The organism is Acidovorax sp. ACV01, assembly GCF_014851495.1.
Classification (GTDB): Bacteria; Pseudomonadota; Gammaproteobacteria; order Burkholderiales; family Burkholderiaceae_C; genus Acidovorax; species Acidovorax radicis.
The window spans coordinates 510,609-534,608 of record NZ_JACUZT010000003.1 but is presented as its reverse complement, the minus strand read 5'-3'; the positions used below and the strand labels follow the sequence as shown (position 1 = coordinate 534,608).

19 protein-coding genes are annotated in these 24,000 nt (G+C 66.2%); 14 read left to right on the top strand and 5 right to left on the bottom strand.

Annotated elements, in window-relative coordinates; translation table 11 throughout:
• Window positions 1-144: 144 nt before the first annotated feature.
• The 7 genes from IB243_RS11135 (at window position 145) to IB243_RS11105 (ending at window position 8,803) form a co-directional block, all read left to right on the top strand.
• Entirely contained in the window at window positions 145-1,662 is a 1,518-nt protein-coding gene (locus IB243_RS11135) for a CoA-acylating methylmalonate-semialdehyde dehydrogenase (protein WP_192427005.1), read from the top strand.
• Between the two features lie 227 nt (window positions 1,663-1,889).
• The gene (locus IB243_RS11130; protein WP_192427003.1) at window positions 1,890-3,575 is read left to right on the top strand and encodes an ABC transporter substrate-binding protein; all 1,686 of its coding nucleotides are present in this window, start codon (window positions 1,890-1,892) and stop codon (window positions 3,573-3,575) included.
• Window positions 3,576-3,610: 35 nt separating this feature from the next.
• Window positions 3,611-4,564 carry an ABC transporter permease gene (locus IB243_RS11125; RefSeq protein ID WP_057271265.1) on the top strand — a complete coding sequence of 318 codons (954 nt, stop codon included), beginning with the start codon at window positions 3,611-3,613 and terminating at the stop codon, window positions 4,562-4,564.
• A gap of 24 nt (window positions 4,565-4,588) precedes the next feature.
• On the top strand, window positions 4,589-5,497 hold the full coding sequence (locus IB243_RS11120) for an ABC transporter permease (protein ID WP_192427001.1): 909 nt from the start codon (window positions 4,589-4,591) through the stop codon (window positions 5,495-5,497).
• 21 nt (window positions 5,498-5,518) lie between these two features.
• Window positions 5,519-6,559 carry an ABC transporter ATP-binding protein gene (locus IB243_RS11115; protein ID WP_057227662.1) on the top strand — a complete coding sequence of 347 codons (1,041 nt, stop codon included), beginning with the start codon at window positions 5,519-5,521 and terminating at the stop codon, window positions 6,557-6,559.
• A 55-nt stretch (window positions 6,560-6,614) separates the two neighbouring features.
• Entirely contained in the window at window positions 6,615-7,622 is a 1,008-nt protein-coding gene (locus IB243_RS11110) for an ABC transporter ATP-binding protein (protein WP_192427424.1), read from the top strand.
• Complete coding sequence (locus IB243_RS11105) at window positions 7,619-8,803, top strand: amidase (RefSeq protein WP_192427000.1); 1,185 nt, start codon at window positions 7,619-7,621, stop codon at window positions 8,801-8,803. Before IB243_RS11110 ends, IB243_RS11105 begins: the two co-directional genes overlap by 4 nt.
• Before the next feature lie 20 nt (window positions 8,804-8,823).
• Here IB243_RS11105 and IB243_RS11100 read toward each other — a convergent pair whose 3' ends face one another.
• Entirely contained in the window at window positions 8,824-9,342 is a 519-nt protein-coding gene (locus tag IB243_RS11100; protein WP_010464771.1) for an ureidoglycolate lyase, read from the bottom strand.
• Window positions 9,343-9,570: 228 nt separating this feature from the next.
• On the opposite strand from IB243_RS11100, the gene IB243_RS11095 reads away from it, so the two are divergent.
• From IB243_RS11095 to IB243_RS11085, 3 genes are all read left to right on the top strand, one after another.
• On the top strand, window positions 9,571-11,916 hold the full coding sequence (locus IB243_RS11095; protein ID WP_010464773.1) for an NADP-dependent malic enzyme: 2,346 nt from the start codon (window positions 9,571-9,573) through the stop codon (window positions 11,914-11,916).
• Window positions 11,917-12,070: 154 nt separating this feature from the next.
• Window positions 12,071-12,478 carry a ribonuclease domain-containing protein gene (locus IB243_RS11090; RefSeq protein ID WP_010464775.1) on the top strand — a complete coding sequence of 136 codons (408 nt, stop codon included), beginning with the start codon at window positions 12,071-12,073 and terminating at the stop codon, window positions 12,476-12,478.
• Window positions 12,479-12,618: 140 nt separating this feature from the next.
• The gene (locus IB243_RS11085) at window positions 12,619-13,044 is read left to right on the top strand and encodes a barstar family protein (RefSeq protein ID WP_010464776.1); all 426 of its coding nucleotides are present in this window, start codon (window positions 12,619-12,621) and stop codon (window positions 13,042-13,044) included.
• A 381-nt stretch (window positions 13,045-13,425) separates the two neighbouring features.
• Here the strand turns inward: IB243_RS11085 and rsmA are convergent, their stop codons facing one another.
• Genes rsmA through IB243_RS11065 form a run of 3 tightly spaced genes read right to left on the bottom strand, consistent with a single transcriptional unit; the run spans window position 13,426 to window position 18,029 of the window.
• Complete coding sequence (gene rsmA, locus IB243_RS11075) at window positions 13,426-14,205, bottom strand: 16S rRNA (adenine(1518)-N(6)/adenine(1519)-N(6))-dimethyltransferase RsmA (RefSeq protein ID WP_192426998.1); 780 nt, start codon at window positions 14,203-14,205, stop codon at window positions 13,426-13,428.
• Between the two features lie 30 nt (window positions 14,206-14,235).
• Complete coding sequence (locus tag IB243_RS11070) at window positions 14,236-15,648, bottom strand: peptidylprolyl isomerase (RefSeq protein WP_192426996.1); 1,413 nt, start codon at window positions 15,646-15,648, stop codon at window positions 14,236-14,238.
• A gap of 11 nt (window positions 15,649-15,659) precedes the next feature.
• Window positions 15,660-18,029, bottom strand: a complete 2,370-nt coding sequence (locus IB243_RS11065; RefSeq protein ID WP_192427422.1) for an LPS-assembly protein LptD — start codon at window positions 18,027-18,029, stop codon at window positions 15,660-15,662.
• A 161-nt stretch (window positions 18,030-18,190) separates the two neighbouring features.
• Between IB243_RS11065 and IB243_RS11060 the strand changes: the two genes are divergently transcribed.
• From IB243_RS11060 to IB243_RS11050, 3 genes are all read left to right on the top strand, one after another.
• Complete coding sequence (locus IB243_RS11060; RefSeq protein ID WP_192426994.1) at window positions 18,191-19,333, top strand: aminoglycoside phosphotransferase family protein; 1,143 nt, start codon at window positions 18,191-18,193, stop codon at window positions 19,331-19,333.
• A 91-nt stretch (window positions 19,334-19,424) separates the two neighbouring features.
• A complete protein-coding gene (locus tag IB243_RS11055; protein WP_192426992.1) occupies window positions 19,425-20,156 on the top strand; it encodes a 16S rRNA (uracil(1498)-N(3))-methyltransferase in 732 nt (243 codons plus the stop codon).
• A 182-nt stretch (window positions 20,157-20,338) separates the two neighbouring features.
• Complete coding sequence (locus IB243_RS11050; RefSeq protein WP_225584888.1) at window positions 20,339-21,490, top strand: diguanylate cyclase; 1,152 nt, start codon at window positions 20,339-20,341, stop codon at window positions 21,488-21,490.
• A 29-nt stretch (window positions 21,491-21,519) separates the two neighbouring features.
• On the opposite strand, the gene IB243_RS11045 is transcribed toward IB243_RS11050, so the two are convergent.
• Window positions 21,520-22,812: an acyl-CoA dehydrogenase family protein gene (locus tag IB243_RS11045; RefSeq protein WP_192426982.1), complete on the bottom strand. Its 1,293-nt coding sequence runs from the start codon at window positions 22,810-22,812 to the stop codon at window positions 21,520-21,522.
• 197 nt (window positions 22,813-23,009) lie between these two features.
• On the opposite strand from IB243_RS11045, the gene IB243_RS11040 reads away from it, so the two are divergent.
• Window positions 23,010-23,780: an SOS response-associated peptidase gene (locus IB243_RS11040; RefSeq protein WP_192426980.1), complete on the top strand. Its 771-nt coding sequence runs from the start codon at window positions 23,010-23,012 to the stop codon at window positions 23,778-23,780.
• Window positions 23,781-24,000: the final 220 nt, after the last annotated feature.

Sequence of the window (24,000 nt, the reverse complement as noted above, 5' to 3'; positions counted from 1 at the left end):
GCCAGCGCGGCGGGGCGGCCCTTGCGCGGCGGCCGCTGGCCTGGCGCGCGCCCGTTTCATCCGCCTGCGGGAACACTCCTGATTCAATAGCTGCTAGCGCTTTCTGAATAAGCGCCAGCGGCACTTTTTATTCATATTTTCGCCATGAACCACGACAAGAACGTCACCACCACCGTCGGCCACCTGATCGACGGCAAGATCGTTGCGGACACCGAGCGCACGCAGCCGGTGTTCAACCCCGCCACCGGCCAATCGACCACCAGCGTGGCGCTGGCGAGCAAGGCCACCGTCGAGGCTGCCATTGCCTCGGCCGAGGCCGCCTTCCCGGCCTGGCGCAACATGCCGCCCCTGAAACGCGCCCGGGTGATGAGCAAGCTGAAAGTCCTGCTCGAAGACAACGCCGACAAGATCGCCGCCCTGATCACGGCCGAACACGGCAAGGTGCTGGCCGATGCGCACGGCGAGCTGCAGCGCGGCATCGAGAACGTGGAATACGCGAGCTACGCGCCCGAGCTGCTCAAGGGCGAGCACAGCCGCAATGTGGGCCCCAGCATCGACTCGTGGAGCGAGTTCCAGGCGCTGGGCGTCACCGCGGGCATCACCCCCTTCAACTTCCCGGCCATGGTGCCGCTGTGGATGTGGCCCATGGCCGTCGCTTGCGGTAACACCTTTGTGCTCAAGCCCTCCGAGCGTGATCCTTCTTCCACGTTGTTCATCGCCCAGCTGGCCCTGGAAGCCGGCCTGCCGCCGGGTGTGCTCAATGTCGTCAACGGGGACAAGACGGCCGTGGACACGCTGCTGCAGGACCCGCGCGTCAAGGCCGTGAGCTTTGTCGGCTCCACCCCGATTGCCGAATACATCTACGCCGAAGGCTGCAAACACGGCAAGCGCGTGCAGGCCCTGGGCGGCGCCAAGAACCACGCGGTGCTGATGCCCGACGCGGACGTGGGCAACGCCGTGAGCGCCCTGATGGGCGCGGCCTATGGCTCGTGCGGCGAGCGCTGCATGGCCATCCCGCTGCTGGTGGCCGTGGGCGACGCGGTGGGTGACGCCGTCATTGCGGGCCTCAAGACCGAGATTGCCAAGATGAAGGTTGGCCCGGGCACCGACAACAGCAACGACATGGGCCCGCTGGTCACGAAGCAGCACTTCGAGAAGGTGAAGGGCTATGTGGACCAGGGCGTGGCCGAAGGCGCCACGCTGGTGGTGGATGGCCGGGGCGTGCAGGTGGCAGGCCATGCGGAAGGCTACTTCCTGGGCGCCTGCCTGTTCGACAACGTCAAGCCCGGCATGAAGATCTACCAGGAAGAAATCTTCGGCCCCGTGCTCGGCGTGGTGCGCGTGAAGACGCTGCAGGAGGCCATGCAGCTCATCAACGACCACGAGTACGGCAACGGCACCTGCATCTTCACGCGCGACGGCGAGGCCGCCCGCTACTTCACCGACCACATCCAGGTCGGCATGGTGGGCGTGAACGTGCCCCTGCCGGTGCCTGTGGCCTACCACTCGTTCGGCGGCTGGAAGCGCAGCCTGTTCGGCGACCTGCACGCCTACGGACCCGACGCGGTGCGCTTCTATACCAAGCGCAAGACCATCACGCAGCGCTGGCCGTCGGCCGGTGTGCGCGAGGGCGCGGTGTTCAGTTTTCCAAGCAGCCGCTGATCCATCAGGGGCGCGACAGGCGCCTCCCCAAAATTCCAACGGCCCCTCGCGGGCCGTTTTCTTTGGGCTGTCTTGTGGGTGGCGCACGCGCAGGGCGCACCACGGTGGGGAAACCCCGCCGCCGCACCTCGTTCATGGTGCACGGGGAAGTTTAGTGAACGCTGAAATGATGGCATGTCACTTGCTTTGAGAGGTTGACCTCAACCCCTCTCTGGAAGGTGATCCCCATGAGCCATGCCCTGCCGCCGTCGCACACCCTTACCCCTCCACGCCAGCGCCCCGCGCCACTGGCGTTGGCCCTGGCGATGGCTTTCTCATGGATGGGTGGCTCTGCCGCGCTGGCGCAAGAGAAGGTGCTGCGCATCGCGATGACGGCGGCAGACATCCCCCGCACGCTGGGCCAGCCCGACCAGGGCTTTGAAGGCAACCGCTTCACGGGCATTCCGATCTATGACTCGCTCACGCAGTGGGACCTGTCCAAGGCCGATGCAGCCAGTGTGCTGATCCCTGCGCTGGCCACGTCGTGGACGGTGGATGACAAGGACAAGACGAAGTGGGTGTTCAAGTTGCGCCCTGGCGTGAAGTTCCATGACGGCGCCGCGCTCAACGCCGATGTGGTGGTGTGGAACGTGGCCAAAGTGCTGGACAAGGACGCCGTGCATTTCGACCCCAGCCAGGTGGGCGTGACGGCCTCGCGCATGCCCACGCTGCGCTCGGCCCGCAAGATCGACGACATGACGGTGGAGCTGACCACCAGCGAGCCCGACGCGTTCCTGCCCATCAACCTGACCAACCTGTTCATGGCGTCGCCCGCGCACTGGCAAAAGAAATTTGACGCGGCGGCAGGGGCCACGCCCGCCGACAAGTCCAAGGCGGCATGGACCGCCTTTGCGGCCGATCCCGCAGGCTCGGGCCCCTTCAAGGTCACGCGGTTTGTGGCGCGCGAACGCCTGGAGCTGGCCGCCAACAAGGCCTATTGGGACGCCAAGCGCACCCCCAAGATCGACAAGGTGGTGATGCTGCCCATGCCCGAGGCCAATGCCCGTACGGCCGCGCTGCTGGGCGGCCAGGTGGACTGGATCGAGGCCCCCGCACCGGATGCCATGCCGCAGATCACGCAGCGCGGGTTCAAGATTTACTCCAACGCCCAGCCCCACGTATGGCCGTGGCAGCTGTCGTTTGCCGAGGGCTCGCCCTGGCTGGACAAGCGCGTGCGCCAGGCCGCCAACCTGTGCATTGACCGTGGCGGCATGAAGCAGCTGCTGGGCGGCATGATGGCCGAGCCCAAGGGCACGGTTCCCCCAGGCCACCCGTGGTGGGGCAACCCCAAGTTCGACATCAAGTACGACGTGAAGGCCGCGCAGGCGCTGATGGCGCAGGCGGGCTACTCGGCGGCCAAGCCCATCAAGGTCAAGGTGCAGATCTCGGCATCGGGCTCGGGCCAGATGCAGCCGCTGCCGATGAACGAGTTTGCGCAGCAGTCACTCAAAGCATGTTTCTTTGACGTGCAGTTTGATGTGATCGAGTGGAACACCCTGTTCACCAACTGGCGCAAGGGTGCCAAGGATGCATCGGCCAACGGCGCCAACGCGGTGAACATCAGCTTTGCCGCCATGGATCCGTTTTTTGCGATGGTGCGTTTTGTGAGCACCAAGGCTTTTCCGCCGGTGTCCAACAACTGGGGCTACTACGGCAATGCCGAGGTGGACAAGCTGGTGGCCGATGCCCGCACCAGCTTTGACGAAAAGGCCCGCGACGCGGCCCTGGCCAAGCTGCATGCCCACATCGTGGAAGACGCGCCGTTTGTCTGGATTGCCCACGACGTGGGCCCACGCGCCATGTCGGCCAAGGTCAAGAACGTGGTGCAGCCGCGCAGCTGGTTCATCGACATCGCCACGATGACGATGGACTGAGCCCACGCCGCCGACCTCTGCACACCGCCTCTTCCATGCTTGCCTACCTGCTGCGCCGCTTCCTCTATGCCCTGCCCATCATGCTGGGTGTGGCACTGGTGTGTTTCCTGCTGGTGCACCTGGCACCCGGCGACCCACTGGTGTCCATTCTGCCGCCCGACGCCTCGGCAGAGTTGCAGGCGCAGCTGCGCGAGCTGTATGGCTTCAACCGGTCGCTGCCTGAGCAGTTTGTGATGTGGGTGTGGCGCGCACTGCACGGCGACCTGGGGGTGTCGATTGCCAGCAACCGGGCCGTGGCGGGTGAGGTGATGACGGCCGTGGGCAACACGCTGCGGCTGGCCGTGGTGGCCACCTTCATCGGCTTTGTGCTGGGCAGCCTGTTTGGCTTTGTTGCGGGGTACTTTCGCAACTCGTGGGTGGACCGGCTGGCGTCCATGCTGTCGGTGCTGGGCGTGAGCGTGCCGCACTACTGGCTGGGCATGGTGATGGTGATCGTGTTCAGCTCGCAGTGGGCGCTGCTGCCCGCCACCGGCGCGGGGCCAGGCGGCTCCAGCGACTGGTCGTGGGACTGGGAACACCTGCAGTTCCTGGTGCTGCCTGCCGTCACCATGTCGGTGATCCCGATGGGCATCATCGCGCGCACGGTGCGCGCGCTGGTGGCCGACATCCTGGACCAGGAGTTCATCCTGGGCCTGCGCGCCAAGGGGCTTACGCACCGGGGAGTGTTCCGGCACATGGTGAAGAACGCAGCCCCCACGGCCCTGGCCGTGATGGGCCTGCAGCTGGGTTATCTGCTGGGTGGCTCGATCCTGATCGAAACGGTGTTTTCCTGGCCCGGCACGGGCTTCCTGCTGAACTCTGCGATCTTCCAGCGCGACCTGCCGCTGCTGCAGGGAACCATCCTGGTGCTGGCCCTGTTTTTTGTGCTCCTCAATCTGCTCGTGGACGTGCTGCAGACGCTGCTGGACCCGCGCATCGCCCGCGCCTGAAGCGGAAGAACAAGACCACCCACCATGGCCTCCACGACTGCACCCTCCTCTTCGGCGTCTGCCATTGCAGACAGCCCTGCGCCCGCGCTGCGCTCGCGCGGCTACTGGACAGCCGCGCTGGTGCGGTTCACCCGCGACCCTGTGGCCATGGGGGCGGCGCTGGTGGTGTTGCTGCTCATCGGTCTGGCGGTGCTGGGCCCCTGGATTGCGCCGGCAGACCCGTATGCAGCGTCCATGCTCAAGCGGCTCAAGCCCATCGGCACCGAAGGGCTGCCACTGGGCAGCGATGAGCTCGGTCGCGACATGCTGTCGCGGCTCATCGTGGGCGCGCGCCTGTCGCTGTTCATTGGCATCACGCCCGTGGTGTGCGCTTTTGTGCTGGGCACGGTGATCGGCATCGTGGCGGGCTACGCCGGGGGCATCACCAATACGGCCATCATGCGCACCATCGACGTGTTCTACGCCTTTCCGTCGGTGCTGCTGGCGATTGCGCTGTCGGGCGTGCTGGGCGCGGGCGTCGTCAACTCGCTGATCTCACTCACCATCGTGTTCATTCCGCAGATTGCGCGGGTGGCGGAAAGCGTGACCACCCAGGTGCGCAACCGCGACTACGTGGAGGCCGCGCGCGCTTCTGGCGCGAACCCGTTCACCATCGTGCGCGTGCACGTGCTGGGCAATGTGCTGGGGCCCATCTTTGTCTACGCCACCAGCCTGATCGCGGTGTCGATGATCCTGGCTTCGGGCCTGTCGTTCCTCGGCCTGGGGGTCAAGCCGCCCGAGCCCGAGTGGGGCCTGATGCTCAACACGCTGCGCACGGCCATCTACGTGCAGCCGTGGGTGGCGGCGCTGCCGGGACTGATGATTTTCGTCACTTCGATCTCGTTCAACATCCTCTCCGACGGCCTGCGCTCGGCCATGGACAACAAGGGCTGAGAGGCCGAAAGTCTTCTGACCATGCACACGATTACCGATGTCGGCGGACCCGCGCAGCCTCTGCTCACCATCAGGGGGCTGGTCAAGCACTTCCCGCTCAAGAAGGATGCGCTGGGGCGCGGCGGGGGCGTGGTGCATGCGGTGGATGGCGTGAACTTCGAAGTCCTCAAGGGGGAAACGCTGGGGGTGGTCGGGGAATCGGGCTGCGGTAAGTCGACGACGGCGCGCTTGCTGATGCAGCTCATCGCACCCACGGCCGGGGAGATCGTGTTTGACGGCCGCACCGTGGGCAGCCGCGATCTGCCCCTCAAGGAGTTCCGGCGCCAGGTGCAGATGGTGTTCCAGGACAGCTATGCGTCCCTGAACCCGCGCCTGACCATCGAAGATTCCATCGCCTTCGGACCACAGGTGCACGGCGTGCCGCAGCGCGAGGCCATCGCCCGTGCGCGCAGTCTGCTAGACCGTGTGGGCCTGGCCCCGGCGCGGTTTGCCGAGCGCTATCCGCACGAGCTGTCGGGCGGGCAACGCCAGCGGGTCAACATTGCGCGTGCACTGGCATTGCAACCCCGCATGGTGATCCTGGACGAGGCGGTGTCTGCGCTCGACAAATCGGTGGAAGCGCAGGTGCTGAACCTGCTGACCGACCTCAAGGCGGAATTCGGCCTGACCTATGTGTTCATCAGCCACGACCTGAACGTGGTGCACTACATGAGCGACCGGGTGATGGTGATGTACCTGGGCCAGGTGGCAGAGATCGGGCCGTCCGATGCCCTGTTCAAAAAGCCCGCGCACCCCTACACCGGCGCCCTGCTGTCGTCCATGCCGTCCATGGACCCCGACCACCGCACGCTGGAGGCGCCGCTGGCGGGCGACCCGCCCAACCCCATCAACCCGCCGTCGGGCTGCCGGTTTCATCCGCGCTGCAGCATGGCTGCGGCGGTGTGCGCGCAACGGGTGCCCGTGCGTACCACCACCGGCCCGCACCATGTCGCAGCCTGCTTGGTGCATGAACCCGGCAGCGGCCATCCCCAAGCGCCCCAGCCGATGGCACAGGCGGCCTGAAAGCAACACCATGACCCTGGACACCCTTCCTCCTTCGTCGGGGGCCACCGAACCCATGGTGGAGCTTCATGACCTCAGCGTCACCTTTACCGGTGGCCGCAAGCCGGTACAAGCCGTCAGCGGTGTGAGCCTGCAGGTGCAGCGTGGCGAGGTGGTTGCGCTGATTGGAGAATCCGGGTCTGGAAAAAGCGTGACGCTGCGCACCTTGCTGCGCCTGCACCCCGAGCGGCGCACCCGTATTGCAGGCAAGGTACGGGTGGCCGGCCAGAACCTGCTGACCTTGTCGGGCCGCGACTTGGCGGACTACCGGGGCAAGGTGGCGGCGATGATTTTTCAGGAGCCTTTGCTGGCGCTGGACCCGGTGTACACGGTGGGGGCACAGATCGTGGAGTCGATCCGCCGCCACGAGAATGTGACCGCCGCACAGGCCCAGGAACGTGCGCTGGCCTTGTTCGAGCGCGTGCGCATACCCAGCCCGGAGCGGCGGCTTCAGGCCTATCCGCACGAAATGTCGGGCGGCATGCGCCAGCGCGCCATGATTGCCCTGGCGCTGGCCTGCCGCCCCCAACTGCTGCTGGCCGACGAACCCACCACCGCGCTTGACGCGACCGTGCAGATCCAGATCCTGCAGCTGCTGCGCGAACTGCAGCGTGACCTGGGCCTGTCGGTGATCTTTGTCACGCACGACATTGGCGCCGCCGTCGAAGTGGCCGACCGCATTGCCGTGATGTACGCAGGGCGCATTGTGGAAGAGGGTACCGCGCGGGACCTCATTCGCAACCCGCGACACCCGTACACCATTGCGCTGCTCAAAAGCCGGGCGCATGGCGCCATGGCACGCGGCACGCCGCTGGAGACCATTGCCGGTGCCCCCCCAGACCTGTCAAATCTGCCCCCCGGCTGCGCCTTTGCCGAGCGCTGTACGCTGGCAACGCCAGCATGCCGCACACAACAACCTCCGGCCGTCCAGATAGCGCCCGGCCACCGTGCGCTGTGCCTGCGCACTGAGGCCGCAGCAGCCATCGCCCCCGAGCTTCTTCCCGTTGTTGACACCACTCCATGACTGCGCACGACCCAGCCCACGCCTTTGTTCCCTATCCCCCCGTACCGGTAGTGAACGCCAGCACGGGCCCCCTGAGCGGGCTGTGTTTTGCAGCGAAGGACCTGTTTGATGTGGCGGGCTACCCCACCGGAGGCGGCAACCCCGTGGTGCTGGCACTGTCGGGCACCAAGACGCGTACCGCACCCACCGTGCAGAAGCTGCTCGACGCGGGGGCTCGGTTTGTGGGCAAGACCGTGACCGATGAGCTGGCGTTTTCGATGAACGGGAACAACGCGCACTTTGGCGCGCCCCTCAATGGGGCTGCGCCCGACCGGATCACGGGGGGTTCATCGTCAGGCTCCGCAGCGGCCGTGTCGTCCGGGCTGTGCGACTTTGCGCTGGGCACCGATACCGGCGGGTCGGTACGGGCGCCTGCCAACCATTGCGGCCTGTACGGGCTGCGCCCCACGCATGGACGCGTGAGCCTGGAAGGGGCGATGGACCTGGCACCGAGCCTGGACACCTGCGGCTGGTTTGCGCGCGATGTGCAGACCTTTGCCCGGGTCGCCGACGTATTGCTGGGCGACGATGCGGCCCCGATGCCACCCCAGGTGCGCCTGCTGCTCCCCACGGATGTGTGGGCGCTGCTCGACCCCACGGTGGTGGGCGCTCTGCAGGGTGCCACGCATCAGGTGACGAACTTGCTCGGCCCCTCGCAGCCCGCCAACGCGGTGCTGGAGTCCTTCGACACGATGTACTGGAACTTTCGGTACGTGCAGGGGCGAGAAGCCTGGATGACCGACGGGCCACTGATCGAGCGCTACGCGCCCTCCCTTGGGCCGGGTGTGGCCGAACGTTTTGCCTGGTCCCGTGACGTGACCGATGGGCAGGTGGCCAGCGCACGCGCCTTTCGGGATCGCTATCGCGCCCATCTGGCGGCGCTGCTGGGCCAGGACAGTGTCCTGCTTCTGCCCACGATGCCCGACATCGCACCGCTGCGCACGGCTCCCGAAAGCAGCCTGGAGGACTACCGCAACCGGGCCATCCAGATGTTGTGTATCGCCGGGCTGTCCGGGTTTCCACAACTGTCCATGCCGCTGGCGCGGCGCGACGGTGCGCCCTTGGGGCTGTCGCTTCTGGGCCCCGCAGGCAGCGACCGCTCATTGATTGCGCTGGCCGAGCGCATTGCGACGAAGGAGTGAGCGGGCTCCCCCGCAGCGCGCTATCGCCGCTCCAGCCGCAAGGGCAGGTCCAGCCGGTGGAGTTCGCAGTCCACCACAGCGGCTGCGCGCTCTATCACCAGAAAATCGCCCGCATCGACTGCCAGCAAGGCGTGGTGCCAGGTGCCCGGTGCCAGCACAACGCCCTGCCGACCGTCGGTGACAAATGCCCGGATCTCTCCGCCGCTGGGCATTTCGCCTGCCGGGGCCACCACCACCACAAAGCGCACCACGCCCCAGGGCACAAAGGTCTGGCTGCCCCACCGATGGCATTCCATCTCGTGCACTTGCAGCGGAAATTGGCGTGCCTGCGCGCGAAAAAGCGCCAGTTGCGCCCGACCACCCTCTGCCCCCAATTGCAGGTCGTCTACCAGATCAAATCGTTCTGAGCTGCCCGCATTGATGGGGCGGCCCGGGCCTGCAGGCGCCTGCAGCACCGCTCCAAAAGGGAGAAACGCCGTGGGGGTCAGGGGGACCGGTACCAGTGTTGCAAAGTCGGCAGGGCACGCAGGAGCATTCATGCCTTCCACCCCAGCAAGAACTGAACCCGGCCGCCGGCGATGTAGGGACCGCCAGGGACCATTGGCTGCATCGGGATCACAATTGACCCACCCATATAAGCAGATTCGCTTACTAGGGTTTTTACCGTCTCCGCCCTACAATCGCAGACCCTTACAAAGCTGACAACCGCTGCGGAGCCTCTGCGGCATGTTTTTTTGCACCCATCCTGACTGAGTTGGAGACACTGAATGCCCGAGAACACCACGGCCCAGAACAACAACAACGATTCCGACAAGCGCGCCCAATTGCGCCGTGCCGCCCTCGAGTACCACGAGTTTCCCAAGCCCGGCAAGATCGCGATTGCCGCCACCAAGCAGATGGTGAACCAGCATGACCTGGCGCTGGCTTACTCGCCTGGCGTGGCTGCACCTTGCGAAGAAATCGTGAAGGACCCGGCCAATGCCTTCCGCTACACCTCGCGAGGCAACCTGGTCGCCGTCATCACCAACGGCACCGCCGTGCTGGGCCTGGGTGACATTGGCGCCCTGGCCTCCAAGCCCGTGATGGAGGGCAAAGCCGTACTGTTCAAGAAGTTTGCCGGCGTGGACGTGTTCGACATCGAGATCGACGAGAAGGACCCACAAAAGCTGGTGGAAGTGATTGCCGCACTGGAGCCGACGTTCGGCGCCATCAACCTCGAAGACATCAAGGCGCCCGACTGCTTCTATGTGGAGCGCGAGCTGCGCAAGCGCATGAAGATCCCGGTTTTCCACGACGACCAGCATGGCACGGCCATCACGGTGGCCGCAGCGATCGTGAACGCGCTGAAGGTGGCGGGCAAGAAGATCGAAGACGTGAAGCTCGTGACCAGCGGCGCAGGCGCAGCAGCGCTGGCTTGCCTGAACCTGCTGCTCAAGGTGGGTGTGCAGCGCAAGAACGTGTTCGTCACCGACCTGGCCGGCGTGGTCTACGAAGGCCGCGAAGAGCTGATGGACGACGACAAGCGCCAGTTCATGCAGAAGACCGATGCCCGCAAGCTGGCCGAGGTGATGGTGGGCGCGGATGTGTTCCTGGGCCTGTCGGCAGGCAATGTACTCAAGCCCGAAATGGTCGCCTCGATGGCCGAACGCCCGGTGATCTTCGCGCTGGCCAACCCCAACCCCGAGATCCTGCCCGAGCTGGCCCACAGCGTGCGCAGCGACATCATCATGGCCACGGGCCGCTCGGACTACCCGAACCAGGTCAACAACGTCCTGTGCTTCCCCTACATCTTCCGCGGCGCACTGGACTGCGGCGCCACCACCATCACCGATGAGATGGAGATTGCCGCTGTTCACGCCATCGCCGAATTGGCCCAGGCCGAGCAGAGCGAAGTGGTGGCCGCAGCCTACGTGGGTGAAAAGCTGTCGTTCGGCCCCGAATACCTGATCCCCAAGCCGTTCGACCCGCGCCTGATGATGAAGATCGCGCCGGCCGTGGCCCAGGCCGCTGCCGACAGCGGTGTGGCGCAGCGCCCCATCGCCGATATGGACGCCTACCGCGACCGGCTGCAGACCTTTGTCTACGCCTCGGGCACGACGATGAAGCCCATCTTCGACGCCGCGCGCACCGCCGCCAAGAAGCGCGTGGCCTACGCCGAGGGTGAAGAAGAACGCGTGCTGCGCGCCGCGCAGATCGTGGTGGACGAGAAGGTCGCCCGCCCCACGCTGATTGGGCGCCCGGCCATCATCGCCCAGCGCATCGAGCAATTCGGCCTACGCCTGAAGGAAGGCGTGGACTACGACGTGGTCAACACCGATTTTGACCACCGCTACCGCGACTTCTGGCAAACCTACCACCGCATGACCGAGCGCAAAGGCATCACCCAGCAGGTCGCCAAGATCGAGATGCGCCGGCGCCTGACCCTCATCGGCTGCATGATGCTGCACAAGGGCGAGGTGGACGGCCTGATCTGCGGTACCTGGGGCACCACCGCCAATCACCTGCTCTACATCGACCAGGTGATCGGCAAACACGCAGGCGGCGCCGACAGCACGGCGCAGGATGTACCGGTGTATGCCTGCATGAACGGCCTCATGCTGCCGGGGCGCCAGGTGTTCCTGGTGGACACGCACGTCAACTACGACCCCACGCCGACCGAACTGGCGGAAATCACCGCCCTCGCTGCCGAAGAAATGATGCGCTTCGGCATCAAGCCTAAGGCCGCGCTGCTGTCGCACTCCAATTTCGGCACCAGCAACCACCCCAGCGCCGTGAAGATGCGCCAAACGCTGGAACTGCTGCGCCAACAGGCCCCCTGGCTGGAGGTGGACGGCGAAATGCACGGTGATGTGGCGCTGGATGGCAAGGCCCGAGCAGCCCTCATGCCCAGCAGCGAGCTGACGGGTGACGCCAACCTGCTGGTGTTCCCCAACATCGACGCGGCCAACATCGCCTACAACCTGCTCAAGACCGCCGCAGGCGGCGGCATCGCCATCGGCCCGGTGCTGCTGGGCGCTGCCAAGCCGGTTCACATCCTGACGCCCAGCGCCACCGTGCGCCGCATCGTGAACATGACAGCCTTGACTGTGGCCGATGCCAACGTGTCAAGATAAGCCAAAAATTGATAGCAAGCGCTAACTTAAAGCGCTTGCTTCTCCCTTCAGCGTCTGCCCAATCTTTGTGCAGACGCTTGCTTTTTGGGGGCCGTTGAGCGACACTAGCGGCTCGAAATTTCGGGTTAACCCGTAGTTTCTGAAAGGTTCGTTGATGCTGAAGGCTGTAGCCACCCGGGCGCGCAAAGCAGGGTTTTTGTGTGTTTTGGGTGTTGCGTTCGTGTTGTCCCCGGTTGCGGGGCATGCCCGGAACTCCCCGTCCACCGACGGCTCCATATCCCCTATCGCATTGGCCGAGTTGCCGCCCCAAGGGCGGGCGACGTATGCGCTGATCCGTGAAGGAGGGCCCTTTCCGTATGACAAGGACGGAACGGTTTTTGGCAATCGCGAGCGGCTGTTGCCCGCCCACCAGCGGGGTTACTACCGTGAGTACACCGTCAGAACACCAGGATCGCGTAACCGGGGAGCCCGGCGCATCGTGTGTGGCGGCAAGCCCCGGGTTCCGGACGCCTGCTACTACACCAGCGATCACTACGCCAGTTTTCGCGAGATCGTTGAGTGACCCCCGTTGCGCTGCACGCAGGCCAGAGATACGCTGGCGGCGGTCAGTGCGCCCCCTTGAATCCCCCACCCGCAGGCTGCATCCCGCAGCCTTGCGAAATGCCAGAAGTTTGTGGACTTTAAAAAGAAAGAGTAGCGGAGATGCAGACGCCACTTCGTAAGGACCTGGAAACGCCACTGCGTGGCGTGCGCACCAACATCGTGCAGTCCATTCGCGCTTTCCGCGTGCAGGACTTGCAGGATGCGGCCACTTCCATGGGTCACCATTTCTTGTACGCCAACCTGGCCCACGCGCAGTCCAAGCAGGATGTGCTGGACCTGATTGCCGGGCAATTCACCTTCCCGTCGCACTTCGGCAAGAACTTTGATGCGTTGTACGACTGCATGACGGACCCCTTGCACAAATCGGGCCCACAGCCCGGCTTTATCGTGGTGCTGGAGCAGATCCCCGCCACGGGCAAGTTCGACAAGGAAGCGCGTGAACAGCTGCTCGATATCTTCCGCGACGCCGCCGACTACTGGGGCGACCGCAAGATACCGTTCCGGTGTTTCTATTCTTTTCTGTAGCCCGTTCTGCATCCACCAGCCAAGCAGAACGGGCGAACGAGGCTACCGGCACCCCAGGTGTCGAGGGCATTGAGATCGGCACGGACTCCGGCGAAAAAATGCCGACCGACAAGCTGGTCGATGTCTCACCCATGGCGCTGCGCATGAGCAGCCCCTTCAACGCGGGCTACTGGCTCAGCGCCGCCTGAATTCGGCAAATCCCCCTGAGCGGCTGCGCCGCTTCCCCCCTTCTCTCGGCTTCGCCGGGAAGGGGGACACCACCAGCGCAGCGGGCGCGATGGCCTTGCGCGGCGGTTGCTGGTCGGGGCCGCGTCAGTTGCTGCGTGTTTTTAATCAAATCACGCGCTAGCGCTTATCCATAAAGCGCCAGCAGCTATTATTTTAAGAGCATTCCTGTGCCAGAGCCACAAACTCGCTCACCGGCACCTCCTCGGCACGGCGCTGGGTGTCGAAGTGGCCGGCAAACTGGCGGGCTTCGAGCCAGCGGCCCAGCGTGTGGCGCAGCAGCTTGCGGCGCTGGCTGAAGGCGACCTGCACAAGTTCCTCCAACAAGGGCACAGACAAAGGCGCGGGCTCCGCGCGCGGCACCATGCGCACCACGGCGCTGTCCACGCGCGGGGGCGGGTCAAAGCTCTCGGGCGGTACAAACAACACGTTTTCCATCGCGTAGCGCCATTGCAGCATGACTGACAGGCGCCCGTAGTCACTGGTGGCAGGCTTGGCCACCATGCGGTCGATCACTTCCTTTTGCAGCATGAAGTGCTGGTCTTCGATGACCTGCACATGGTCCAGCAAATGGAACAGGATGGGCGTGGAGATGTTGTAGGGCAGGTTGCCCACCACGCGCAGCCGCAGGTCAGGCTGTTCGGCTTTTTCGCGCATCGCGATCGCCAGCGCAGTGAAATCCACCTTGAGCACATCGGACTCGATCACCTCCAGCTGGCCGTGCAGCCGCAGGCGCAAGGCCAGATCGCGGTCCAGCTCGATGACCGTGAGACGCCCCAGGCGCTCCACCAAGGGCTGCGTCAGCGCTGCAAGCCCCGGCCCGATCTCGACCATAGGCTGGCCCGGCTGGGGCGCAATGGCCTGCACGATGTCTTCGATGATGCCCTTGTCGGACAGAAAATGCTGCCCGAAGCGCTTGCGGGGGATGTGTTTCAACGCGTGCTTACCTGTCTGTTCATCGGTCGGTCATTGCGGCGGGTCGCGGTATTCCACGTACGCGCGCCCGCGTAGTTCCTGCGCCCAGGTGGCGTAGGCCTCGTCCAGCTTCTTCTCGCGCACGGTATCGCGCGCCATGTCGCGCTGCTCGCGCTGGGTGAGCTTGGCCTCGCGGCGCTCCAGCAGCTGAATCAGGTGCACGCCAAAACGCGACACCACGGGTTCGCTGATGTCGCCGGGCTTGAGGGCGTTCAGGGCCTGCTCGAACTCGGGCACATAACGGCCCGGGGTGGCCCAGCCCAGATCGCCACCTTCCTTGGAGCTGCCATCCTGCGAATGCTCGCGGGCCAGCGCGGCAAAATCGGCCTGCCCCATCTGCACGCGGCGGCGGTAATCGGCCAGGCGCGTGGCGGCTGCGCTTTCGGAAAGCTGTGGCCCCGTGCGCAGCAGGATGTGGCGGGCGTGGCTTTGCACCACCGTGGTGGGCACGCCCGCCGTGACACGCTCAATCACCTTGAGCACGTGGAAACCCGCTGGCGAGCGCACGGGCCCGACGATGCCGCCCACGGGCAGGCCCAGCGTGGAGTTCACAAACAGCTCGGGATAACGGTCGGCCGGGCGCAGGCCCAGCTGGCCGTTGGCGCGCTGCCCCTCGGGCGCGTCGGAAAACTCCCGGGCCACGGCCGCAAAGTCTTCCCCCGCGCGCACCTTGTCGGCCGCGCGCTGGGCGCGTGCCTGGCGCTCGGCCACCTGCACGGGGCTCGCGTTCTCAGGCACCAGGACCAGCACGTGGCCCAGGTTGATCTCCATCGCGGCGACATCGTTGCCCTTTTGCTGTTCGCGCAGGTACTGGTCGATGTCCAGGTCCGAGACTTTCACACGCGCTTCCACCTCCCGCTCTCGCAGGCGCTGCAGCAGCAGCTGGTTGCGCAGCTCCTCGCGGAAGCGCTCCTTGCCCATGCCGTCTCGGGCTAGGCGGCGGTAGAGGTCATCGACCGACATGTTGTTCTGGCGGGCCACGCCTTGTTCGGCCTGCGACACGGCGAAGTCATCCACCTTGATGCCGGATTCGCGCGCCTGCTGCAGCTGCGCACGCTCCAGAATGATCCGCTCGAGCACCTCGCGGGCCAACAGATCGCGGGCCGGCATGGCACCCCCTTGCTGGGCCAGCTGGACCTCGGCACGTGCAAGCCGCGAACGCACTTCGTTGTTGGTCACGGGCTCGGAATTGACCACGGCGACGATGAAGTCCGCTTGCCGGGGCGCAGAGCTGCGGCTGCCGCTCGTCTCGGGAGGCAGCGTGATCGACGGTGCGGCCGCCGGGCGCGCCGTCAGCCCCTTGCCCGACGGCGTGCCGGAAGGGCGCAGGCCCTGGGCCAGGGCACCCTGAGACATCAGGGAAGCCAGGGTGGCAATGGCCAGTGCGATGACACGGTGATTCATGGCGTTAAGCGTTAGTCATAGTTGCTGAAGCGGCTGGGCGTCGTGACCTGCTCGCGCAGGTTCTGGTAACGCGGCACATTTTGCTTGAAGGTGTCCAGCGGACTGGAGCCCAGGCTCAGGCGCGAGAAGCCGACGAACTCGATCTGGAACAACAGGCGGGTGTTGGAGGTGGTCACGCTGCTTTGCAAGCGCTCCAGCACCACGCGGCCGATCCAGCAGCAGCTGTCGTATTCAAGGCCCACCACGGTATCCACCAGCTTGCGATCCTGCAGGCTGTAGTTCAGGCGGCCCACGCTGTACCAGCGCCCGCCGCCCTGGCCCCGGCCCGCGCCCAGGTCCTTGCCCTTGTCGCCCCACAGGTCGTTGAGCGGCCATTGCCAGCCGATATCGATCTGCTCACTCGTGCCGCGCTGGAGGCGGTAGGCCGCGCTCACGGTGCGGTAATTGCCGGGGCTGTAGCGCGCGCCAATGGTCGAGCGGATGGAGCGGCCCGTCTTGGGGTTGTACTGCACCGTGGAGTCAAAGCCCCACTGCGGCGTCCAGGTGACGCCCGCCCCCAGCAGCAGGTCCGACAGGCGCTCGCTCACGGGGGTACCGCCCGGCAGGGTGACCTTCTGGTCCGAGAACCGCAGCCGCTGGGCAATGCCGAAGCGCGCTGCCTCGGCGCCCGTGTTCGGGTCCAGCAGCCGCGTCGTCACGCCCAGGGTGAGCAGGTTGTTGTCGGCCAGCCGGTCGTTGCCCCCGAAGGCGTTCTCGGTATAGATCGTGGCGAAGTTGAAATCGTTGGCCGCCGTGTCGTACACGGGCAGCATGCTCTGGTCGCGGTAGGGCGTGTAGGTGTAGAACGCGCGCGGCTCCAGCGTCTGCAGGAAGGCCCGGCCAAAGTAGGCGGCGTCGCGTTCGAACACCAGGCCGCTGTCCAGGCTGAAGGTGGGCAGGGTGCGATTGGCCGAGCGCTGCCCGTTGGACAGCGCCGAGTCAAACTGGTACTGCGTGGCATGCAGCTGCAGGCGCGGGGTGATGAAGCCCCCGGGCGACAGGAACGGCCGGCTGATCTGCGCCATCGCATAGCTGCGGTTGGCATTGGGCTGGCCCGTCAGGTCGCGGGCCGCCTGGAACCGCGTGGTATCCAGCTCCACGCTGGCATCCAGCCCGCCGCCCAGCTGCGACGGTGTATAGCGCCATTGCAGCTGAGGCAGACGGTCGTAAGGCGGCACGATGGGCGAGGTCACGTCCTGCAGCGTCTGCCACTTCAGGGTGCGCACCCGGGCCGACATGTCCGTGCCGGCCCACGACAGCATGGCGTCGCCGGGCAGCAGGCGCTGGCGCAGCAGGTCAGAGGCTCGGCCAAAGTCGCGCCAGTAGTTGTCGTCGCTGACGCGGTTGACATTGAGGTTGAGCCCCAGCCCGCCCATTGGCGTATCAAAAGCGCCCTGGTGCTGGCCTGAAAAGCTCCAGCGCATGCGGTCGCGCAGGCGGTCGGAGGGCATGACATCGCCGCTGATCTGGCCAACGTAGCTGGGCTCCAGGTAGCGAAACTCGCCCCCCAGGTTGGCGCCGCGCTTGGTCATGAGGGCGGCACGCAGCGTGGCATCCCGGTTGGGAGCAATGTTCCAGTAGTAGGGCTGCATGTACGCCACCCCGTCGCGGCTGTCCAGCCCGATGGTGGGCGGCAGCAGGCCGGACTTGCGCTTGTCCGACAGCGGGAAGGTGATGTACGGAATGGGCAGCAGGGACACGCCCTTGAACTCCAGCACCGCATCTTCGGCCGTGCCGACCTCTTCCTCGTTGTCAATGCGGATGGTGGCGGCGCGCAGCACCCAGTCGGGCCGCCAGCTTTCTTCATTGCCGCGCTCGCAGGTGGTGTACGTGGCGTTGTGCACCACGGCCCGGTCGCGGTCGATGAAATCCACGCGCGTGGCATCGCCATGCGCCTGGGTGGCCAGAAACTTGTAGCGCGCGTCGCTGAAGAAGCCCTCGAAGGCATCCACCCGCAGCTCCAGCGCCGTGCCTTCGTACACGTTGCCCGCGCGGTTGATGCGCACCTTGCCATTGGCCTTGGCGAGGTCTTCGGGCACGTTGTAGTCCAGCCGGTCGGCACGGATCACGGTATCGCCACGGCGCAATTCGGCATTGCCTTCGATGACGGCGTTCAGGTCGGTCTGGCCGCTGATGTGGTCACCGGTCACGAACACCGGCAGCTGGGGGCGCACAGCATCCGGGATCTTTTCCTGCAGCAGCGGGGAGCTGCGCAACGCAGTGGGGGCATCCCAGGCGCTGGCAGGCGGGGCGTCAGGCGCCTGCGCCCACACGGAGAGCGGCAGACCGCACCAGGCCAGCGCCACGCCATAGGCCAGGGCCCGGGGCACGGGGGCGCGCAACCGCTCGGGCTTCGCCTTGACGGACCGGGAACGGGGGGAGGAGGTCTGCACGGTGGGGGGCTTGCAGCGTGGCACGTGGGGCGGTGGGCAGGGGCAGATAAAAAGGAGGAACCCGCCCACCTCAGAGTCTGGGGGAGCGGGTTTGTAAAATCGGATTATCCATGAGCCACCCATCTTCCCCTTCTCCCGCCTGCCCGCCCCCGGGCACAGCCGTGGCAACCCCCGCAACTTCCACCGTGGCCTGGCCCGACGCGGCCCGCCAGGCGGCCTTCGAGGCCTGGCTTGCGCCGCTCGTGGGGCCCCACCAGTTGTTGCCCACCACACTGCGTCCGGCCTCGGCCGACGCAAGCTTTCGGCGCTACCTGCGCATCGACAGCGCCACGGGCAGCAGCCGCATCGTGATGGACGCACCGCCGGACAAGGAAAACTGCCGTCCCTTCGTGCAGGTGCAGGGCCTCATGGCCACTGCAGGCCTGAACGTGCCGCAGATCCTGGCCTGGGACGAAGCCGGCGGCTTCATGCTGTTGTCCGACCTGGGCCACCAGACGCTGATCGAGCTGCTGAACCCCGAGAAGCCCCAGGCCGCCTACGCCTGGTACCAGCAAGCCACGGACGTGCTGCTGGACTGGCAAAAGGCCTCCCAGCCCGGCGTGCTGCCGGCCTATGACGAAGCGCTGCTGCGCCGCGAACTGGCCCTGTACCCCGACTGGTACCTGGGCCAGCACCGGGGCGTCACGCTGAACGACCAGCAGCAGGCCACCCTGGGCAGCGCCTTCGACGCCATCGTGGCGCACAACCTGGCCGCGCCCAGCGTGTACGTCCACCGCGACTTCATGACACGCAATCTGATGGCGCCCATCGAGGACGGCGCGCCGCTCGGGGTCCTGGACTTCCAGGACGCCGTCTATGGCCCCATCACCTATGACATTGCCAGCCTGCTGCGCGACGCGTTCATCAGCTGGGAAGAGGAATTTGTCATCGACATTACCGTGCGTTACTGGGAGAAGGCCCGCAAGGCAGGGCTGCTGGGTGCCACCAGTGCCAGCGGCTGGGGCAACGACTTTGGCGAGTTCTACCGCAGCGTCGAATGGATGGGCCTGCAGCGCCACCTCAAGGTCGCCGGCATCTTTGCGCGCCTGACCTTGCGCGATGGCAAGCCCAAGTACCTGGCCGATGCGCCCCGCTTCATGGCCTACATCCGCGCCACGGCCAACCGCTACCGGCAGCTGGGGCCTCTGCTCAAGATGCTCGACCAGATCGAAGGCACCGAGCCGGTCACGGGCTTTGCCTACGGCCGGATGTAATGGCGCGACTGGGCACACGCAGTAAAAATCGAATCAAATCAGGCTCTAGCGCTTATCCAAAAAGCGTAAACAGCTATAAATTAAGTAGCAAATGCCCCGTTTCCATTGCCCGGCCCTTCTGGCCACCGGCGCCGAGCTGGATTTGCCCCCCGGCGCTGCGCGCCACGTGCAGGTGCTGCGCCTGCAGCCGGGCGACGCCATCACGCTGTTCCATGGCGGCCAGGGCGAGGGCGACCCGGGCGGCGAGTTTGACGCCACCGTGCTGCGCATGGGCCGCAGCGACGTGCGCGTGGTGGTGGGTGCCCACCATGCCACTGAACGCGAAGCCCCGCGCGCCGTGCACCTGCTGGCCGGCATCACCGCCAACGAACGCATGGACTGGCTCGTCGAAAAAGCCACCGAGCTGGGCGTCGCCAGCATCACACCCCTGGTGGCCGAGCGCAGCGTCCTCAAGCTCAAAGGCGAGCGCGCCGAGAAAAAAATCGCCCACTGGCAGGCCGTGGCCGTGGCCGCCTGTGAACAATGCGGCCGCAACCGCGTGCCCGTGGTCCACGGCGCCGTGGACCTGGGAGCCTGGGTGCGCGCCCAGACTGAGGCTTCACAACGCCTGCTGCTGTCGCTGCGCACGGGCACGGCACCGCTGCGCACGGCGGCGGCCCCATCCGGGCCCGTGGTGTTCCTCTCTGGCCCCGAGGGCGGCCTCTCCAGTGCCGAGGAAGACCTGGCGCTGCAACACGGCTTCACCCCGATCACGCTGGGGCCCCGCGTGCTGCGCGCCGAGACGGCGCCACTCGCGGCCCTGGCGGCACTCACCCTCGTTTAGATCGCCGCCTACGCTCTGCGGGGCCGCGCATGGGCCTTGTCAACCCCAGACCCAGCCTGGGCAGGGCTGTACGCAGGACGGCCACCCCCCTAGAATGAAACGGCGCACGGGGTACCCCCGACCGCACGCCGTCGTCCCCCTCCGTTCCACTCGACCCCACCGTCCTGGCAGGAGCCCTCACCTTGCGCACACCTTCCCGCTGGCAACGCATCCGGGATGTGATCCTCTCCACCGACCGACGGCGACGCACGCTTGTGGGCATGGCCTTGCTCGCCCTGTTGCTCATGGCCAGCAGCGCGGGCGTCATGCTGATGGTGGCGACGGCGAGCAGCGCAGTGAACGCCGTCGCCGTGCAGTGGTGGGCAGCCATCTCGGTCGGCGGGCTGGTGGTGATGACCGCGTTCATCCGCTCGGGCGAAACCGCCCGGCTCAGCGACCCCTCGCTCACCGTGCCCCAGATGGTCTGGACCATCACCAGCGGCGCCGTGGCCTATGTGCTGGCGGGCGATGCGCGGGGCGTGGTGCCCAGCGTGCTGGCCATGATCCTGTTCTTCGGCACTTTTGGCCTCACCGTGGCCGAGGTGATCGGCATCGGTGTGTATGCGCTGCTGGCCTTTGCCTGCGCCGTGGTGGCCACCACACGCTTCAATGCCAGCCCGCTGGGCTACCTGGATACCGCCTACGCGCTCATGGTGCTGATCGTTCTGGGCGGCAGCATCGCGCTCAACCTGCGCATTCAGCGCATCCGTGCACGGCTGCAGGAACAGCGTGAGGCACTGGCCCAGGCACTCGCGGTCAACCGCGATCTGGCCACCCGGGACGAGCTCACGGGCCTGCCCAACCGACGTGCCATGCAGGATCTGATGGACCTGGAGCGCCGCCGCAGCCTGCGCAGTGGCCGCCTCATGCTGCTGGCGGAACTGGACATCGACCACTTCAAGCGCGTCAACGACACCCACGGCCACGCCACGGGGGACCGCGCGCTGCAGGCCTTTGCAGGCGTCGTGCGGGCCAGCGTGCGCGACACCGATGTGCTGGCACGCTGGGGCGGCGAGGAGTTTGTGCTGCTGCTGTCCGACACCCAGGTGGACGATGCCCGTGAACTGCTGGAGCGCGTGCGCCAGGCCGTGGCGGCGATGGAGATTCCGCATGCCTCGGGTGTGCTGCGCATGACCGTCTCGGCCGGCCTGGCACTGCACCTGCCCGGCGATACGGTGGAGCTGACGCTGGAGCGCGCCGACCAGGCGCTGTACACCGCCAAGTCGCTTGGGCGCAACCGCGTGGTGGTGGCGCCCTCCGGCCCGCGCGCCGCCCGGGCCTCGGCCTCGTCCTGATCTCCTCGCGCCCAGGCCGGTTCAGGCGCTCAAGCACTCAGGCGTGGCGGCGCGCACATTTGCTCCGGGGTGGTGAAGTAGGCCACCAATGCACCGAGCTGCTCGCGCGCCTGGCGCAGCTCCTGGCGCGCCACGGTGCGCAGGTGCACCTCGTCCGGGCCGTCCATAAGCCGCAGCGCGCGGCCCCAGGTCCAGAACGCCGCCAGCGGCGTGTCGGGCGAAAGGCCCATGGCGCCAAAGATCTGCATGGCCCGGTCCACCACCCTCTGCTGCAAGCGCGCGGCCACCACCTTGATGGCGGCGACCTGCGCACGCACCTGCCGGGCATCCACGGCGTTGCCCCGGTCCAGCAACCAGGCCGCGTGCAGCACAAGCAACCGTGCCTGGTCGATCTCGATGCGCGATTCCGCCAGCCATTCCTGCACATTGGCCTGCTCTGCCAGCGGCTTGCCAAACGCCGTGCGCTCCAGCGCACGCTCAGCGGCCAGGCGCAAGGCCAGCTCGCACTGGCCGATGGTGCGCATGCAGTGGTGCACCCGCCCCGGCCCCAGGCGCGCCTGCGCCATGGCAAAACCCGCCCCCCAGTCGCCCAGCAGGTGGCCAGCCGGCACGCGCACGCCCTGCAGCAGGATCTCGCAATGCCCCTCGGGCGCATGGTGGTGCAACACGCTGATGTTGCGCACGATCTGCACGCCCGGCGCGTCGGCAGGCACCAGCACCATGCTGTGGCGGGCGTGGCTGCTGATCGCCGCATCGCCATCGGCATTGCGGCACAGCACGATGAGCAGCCTGCAGTACGGGTGTGCCGCGCCGGTGATAAACCACTTGCGGCCGCTGAGCACCAGATCATCGCCTTCGCGCCGCACCGTGGTCTGCAGGTTGGTGGGGTCGGACGACGCCACATCGGGCTCGCTCATGGCAAAGGCCGAGCGCATGCGCCCCTCCAGCAGCGGCGTGAGCCATGCGGTGCGCTGCGCGGGTGTGGCAAAGCGGTGCAGCAGCTCGATGTTGCCGGTGTCCGGCGCGTGGCAGTTGAACACCTCGGCCGCCCAGGGCAGACGGCCCATGGCCTCGGCCAGCGGCGCGTAGTCGAGGTTGGACAGGCGCGTGCCCGGCTCGTCGCTCTGCAGCGTGGGCAGGAACAGGTTCCACAGGCCTTCCTCGCGGGCCAGGGCCTTGAGGTCTTCCAGAAACGGGGGCGGGTAGTCGCCCGCCAACAACGCCGCATGCCATGCGGCGTTGTACGGCAGCAGATAGCGGTCGATGAACGCGGTGAGGCGTTCGTGCATTTCACGGGCCAGGGGCGAGGGTGCGAAGTCCATGGGGGCATTGTGAAAACACCGCCAAGGCGCGTCACAACGCAGGTGACAACCGGCTTGATGCATGTCAGGGTCGCACTGGGCGGGCAATGCATGGACCTGTAGTTGCTTCTATTTTTATAGCTGATAGCGCTTATAAAACAAGCGCCAGAGCCATATTTCATCCCAAAAACCCGGGCACCAAGCGCTACCATCGCCCCATGAGCACCCACTACGAAACCCTGCCCCACGCTGAGACCTACCGCGAGGCGTTTGCGGTCGACCCCCCCGAGGCCCTGGGTGAACGCCACCTGTGGCCCCGAAAGCCGGGCTTTTTCATCGTGCACGCAACCACGGCTGCGGCCATCTCCCAGCCGACAGTGGCCAAGGCGACAACCGATGTCGAAACCCATGCCCTGGCAGATGCCCCCACAGAAGCGCCCGAATCCAACACCGAGCGCGTGCTCATACCCGCGCAGTGGGGCCTGGTGCCGCACTGGGTCAAGTCGGCGTCGGACGCCAAGCTGCGTGCGCCCAAACTCGTCAACGCCAAGTCCGATACCGCCTCCACCGGCACAGCGTTCCGCGACGCGTGGCTGGGCGGCCAGCGCTGCATCGTGCCCATGGCGGCGTTCTATGAAGACGACCTGCGCAGCGGCAAGGCCGTGCCCACCCGCATCGCCCGCGTGGACGGCAAACCCATGGGCGTGGCAGGCCTGTGGGCACGCTGGCAAGGCAGCGACGGCGAGGTAATCGTCAGCTACTGCCTGCTCACGGTGAACGCCAACAACCACGCGCTGCTGCACCGCTACGGCCAGCCAGGCAGCGAGAAAAGCATGCCCGCCATCCTGAACGAAGGCGCCTACGACGCATGGCTGACAGCCCGCCCCGAAAAGGCCAAGGAGTTCATGCGCCAGTACGCGGCCAACTGGCTGCTGGCCAACCCCGTCGAAAAGAAGTCGGACAAGGTGCCCAAGGGATTGTTGGGCTGAGCTGAACAAAGTTGCGCAAGCCGCCGCCGCAAGGACGCGAGGCACCCGCTGGGCCATTGGCTGGTGAGGCCGAGCCCGCTGATATTTCGTTGTACTGAGGGATACAAATCAATACACTCGTTTCTGCGCGGGTTTGCCAACCCCCGCGCAGGAACGTGGTGCCAGTCAATCAGCACGATCTATCAGCGGTTGGTTCATGTTCAGACTAAACGAAAGAGAT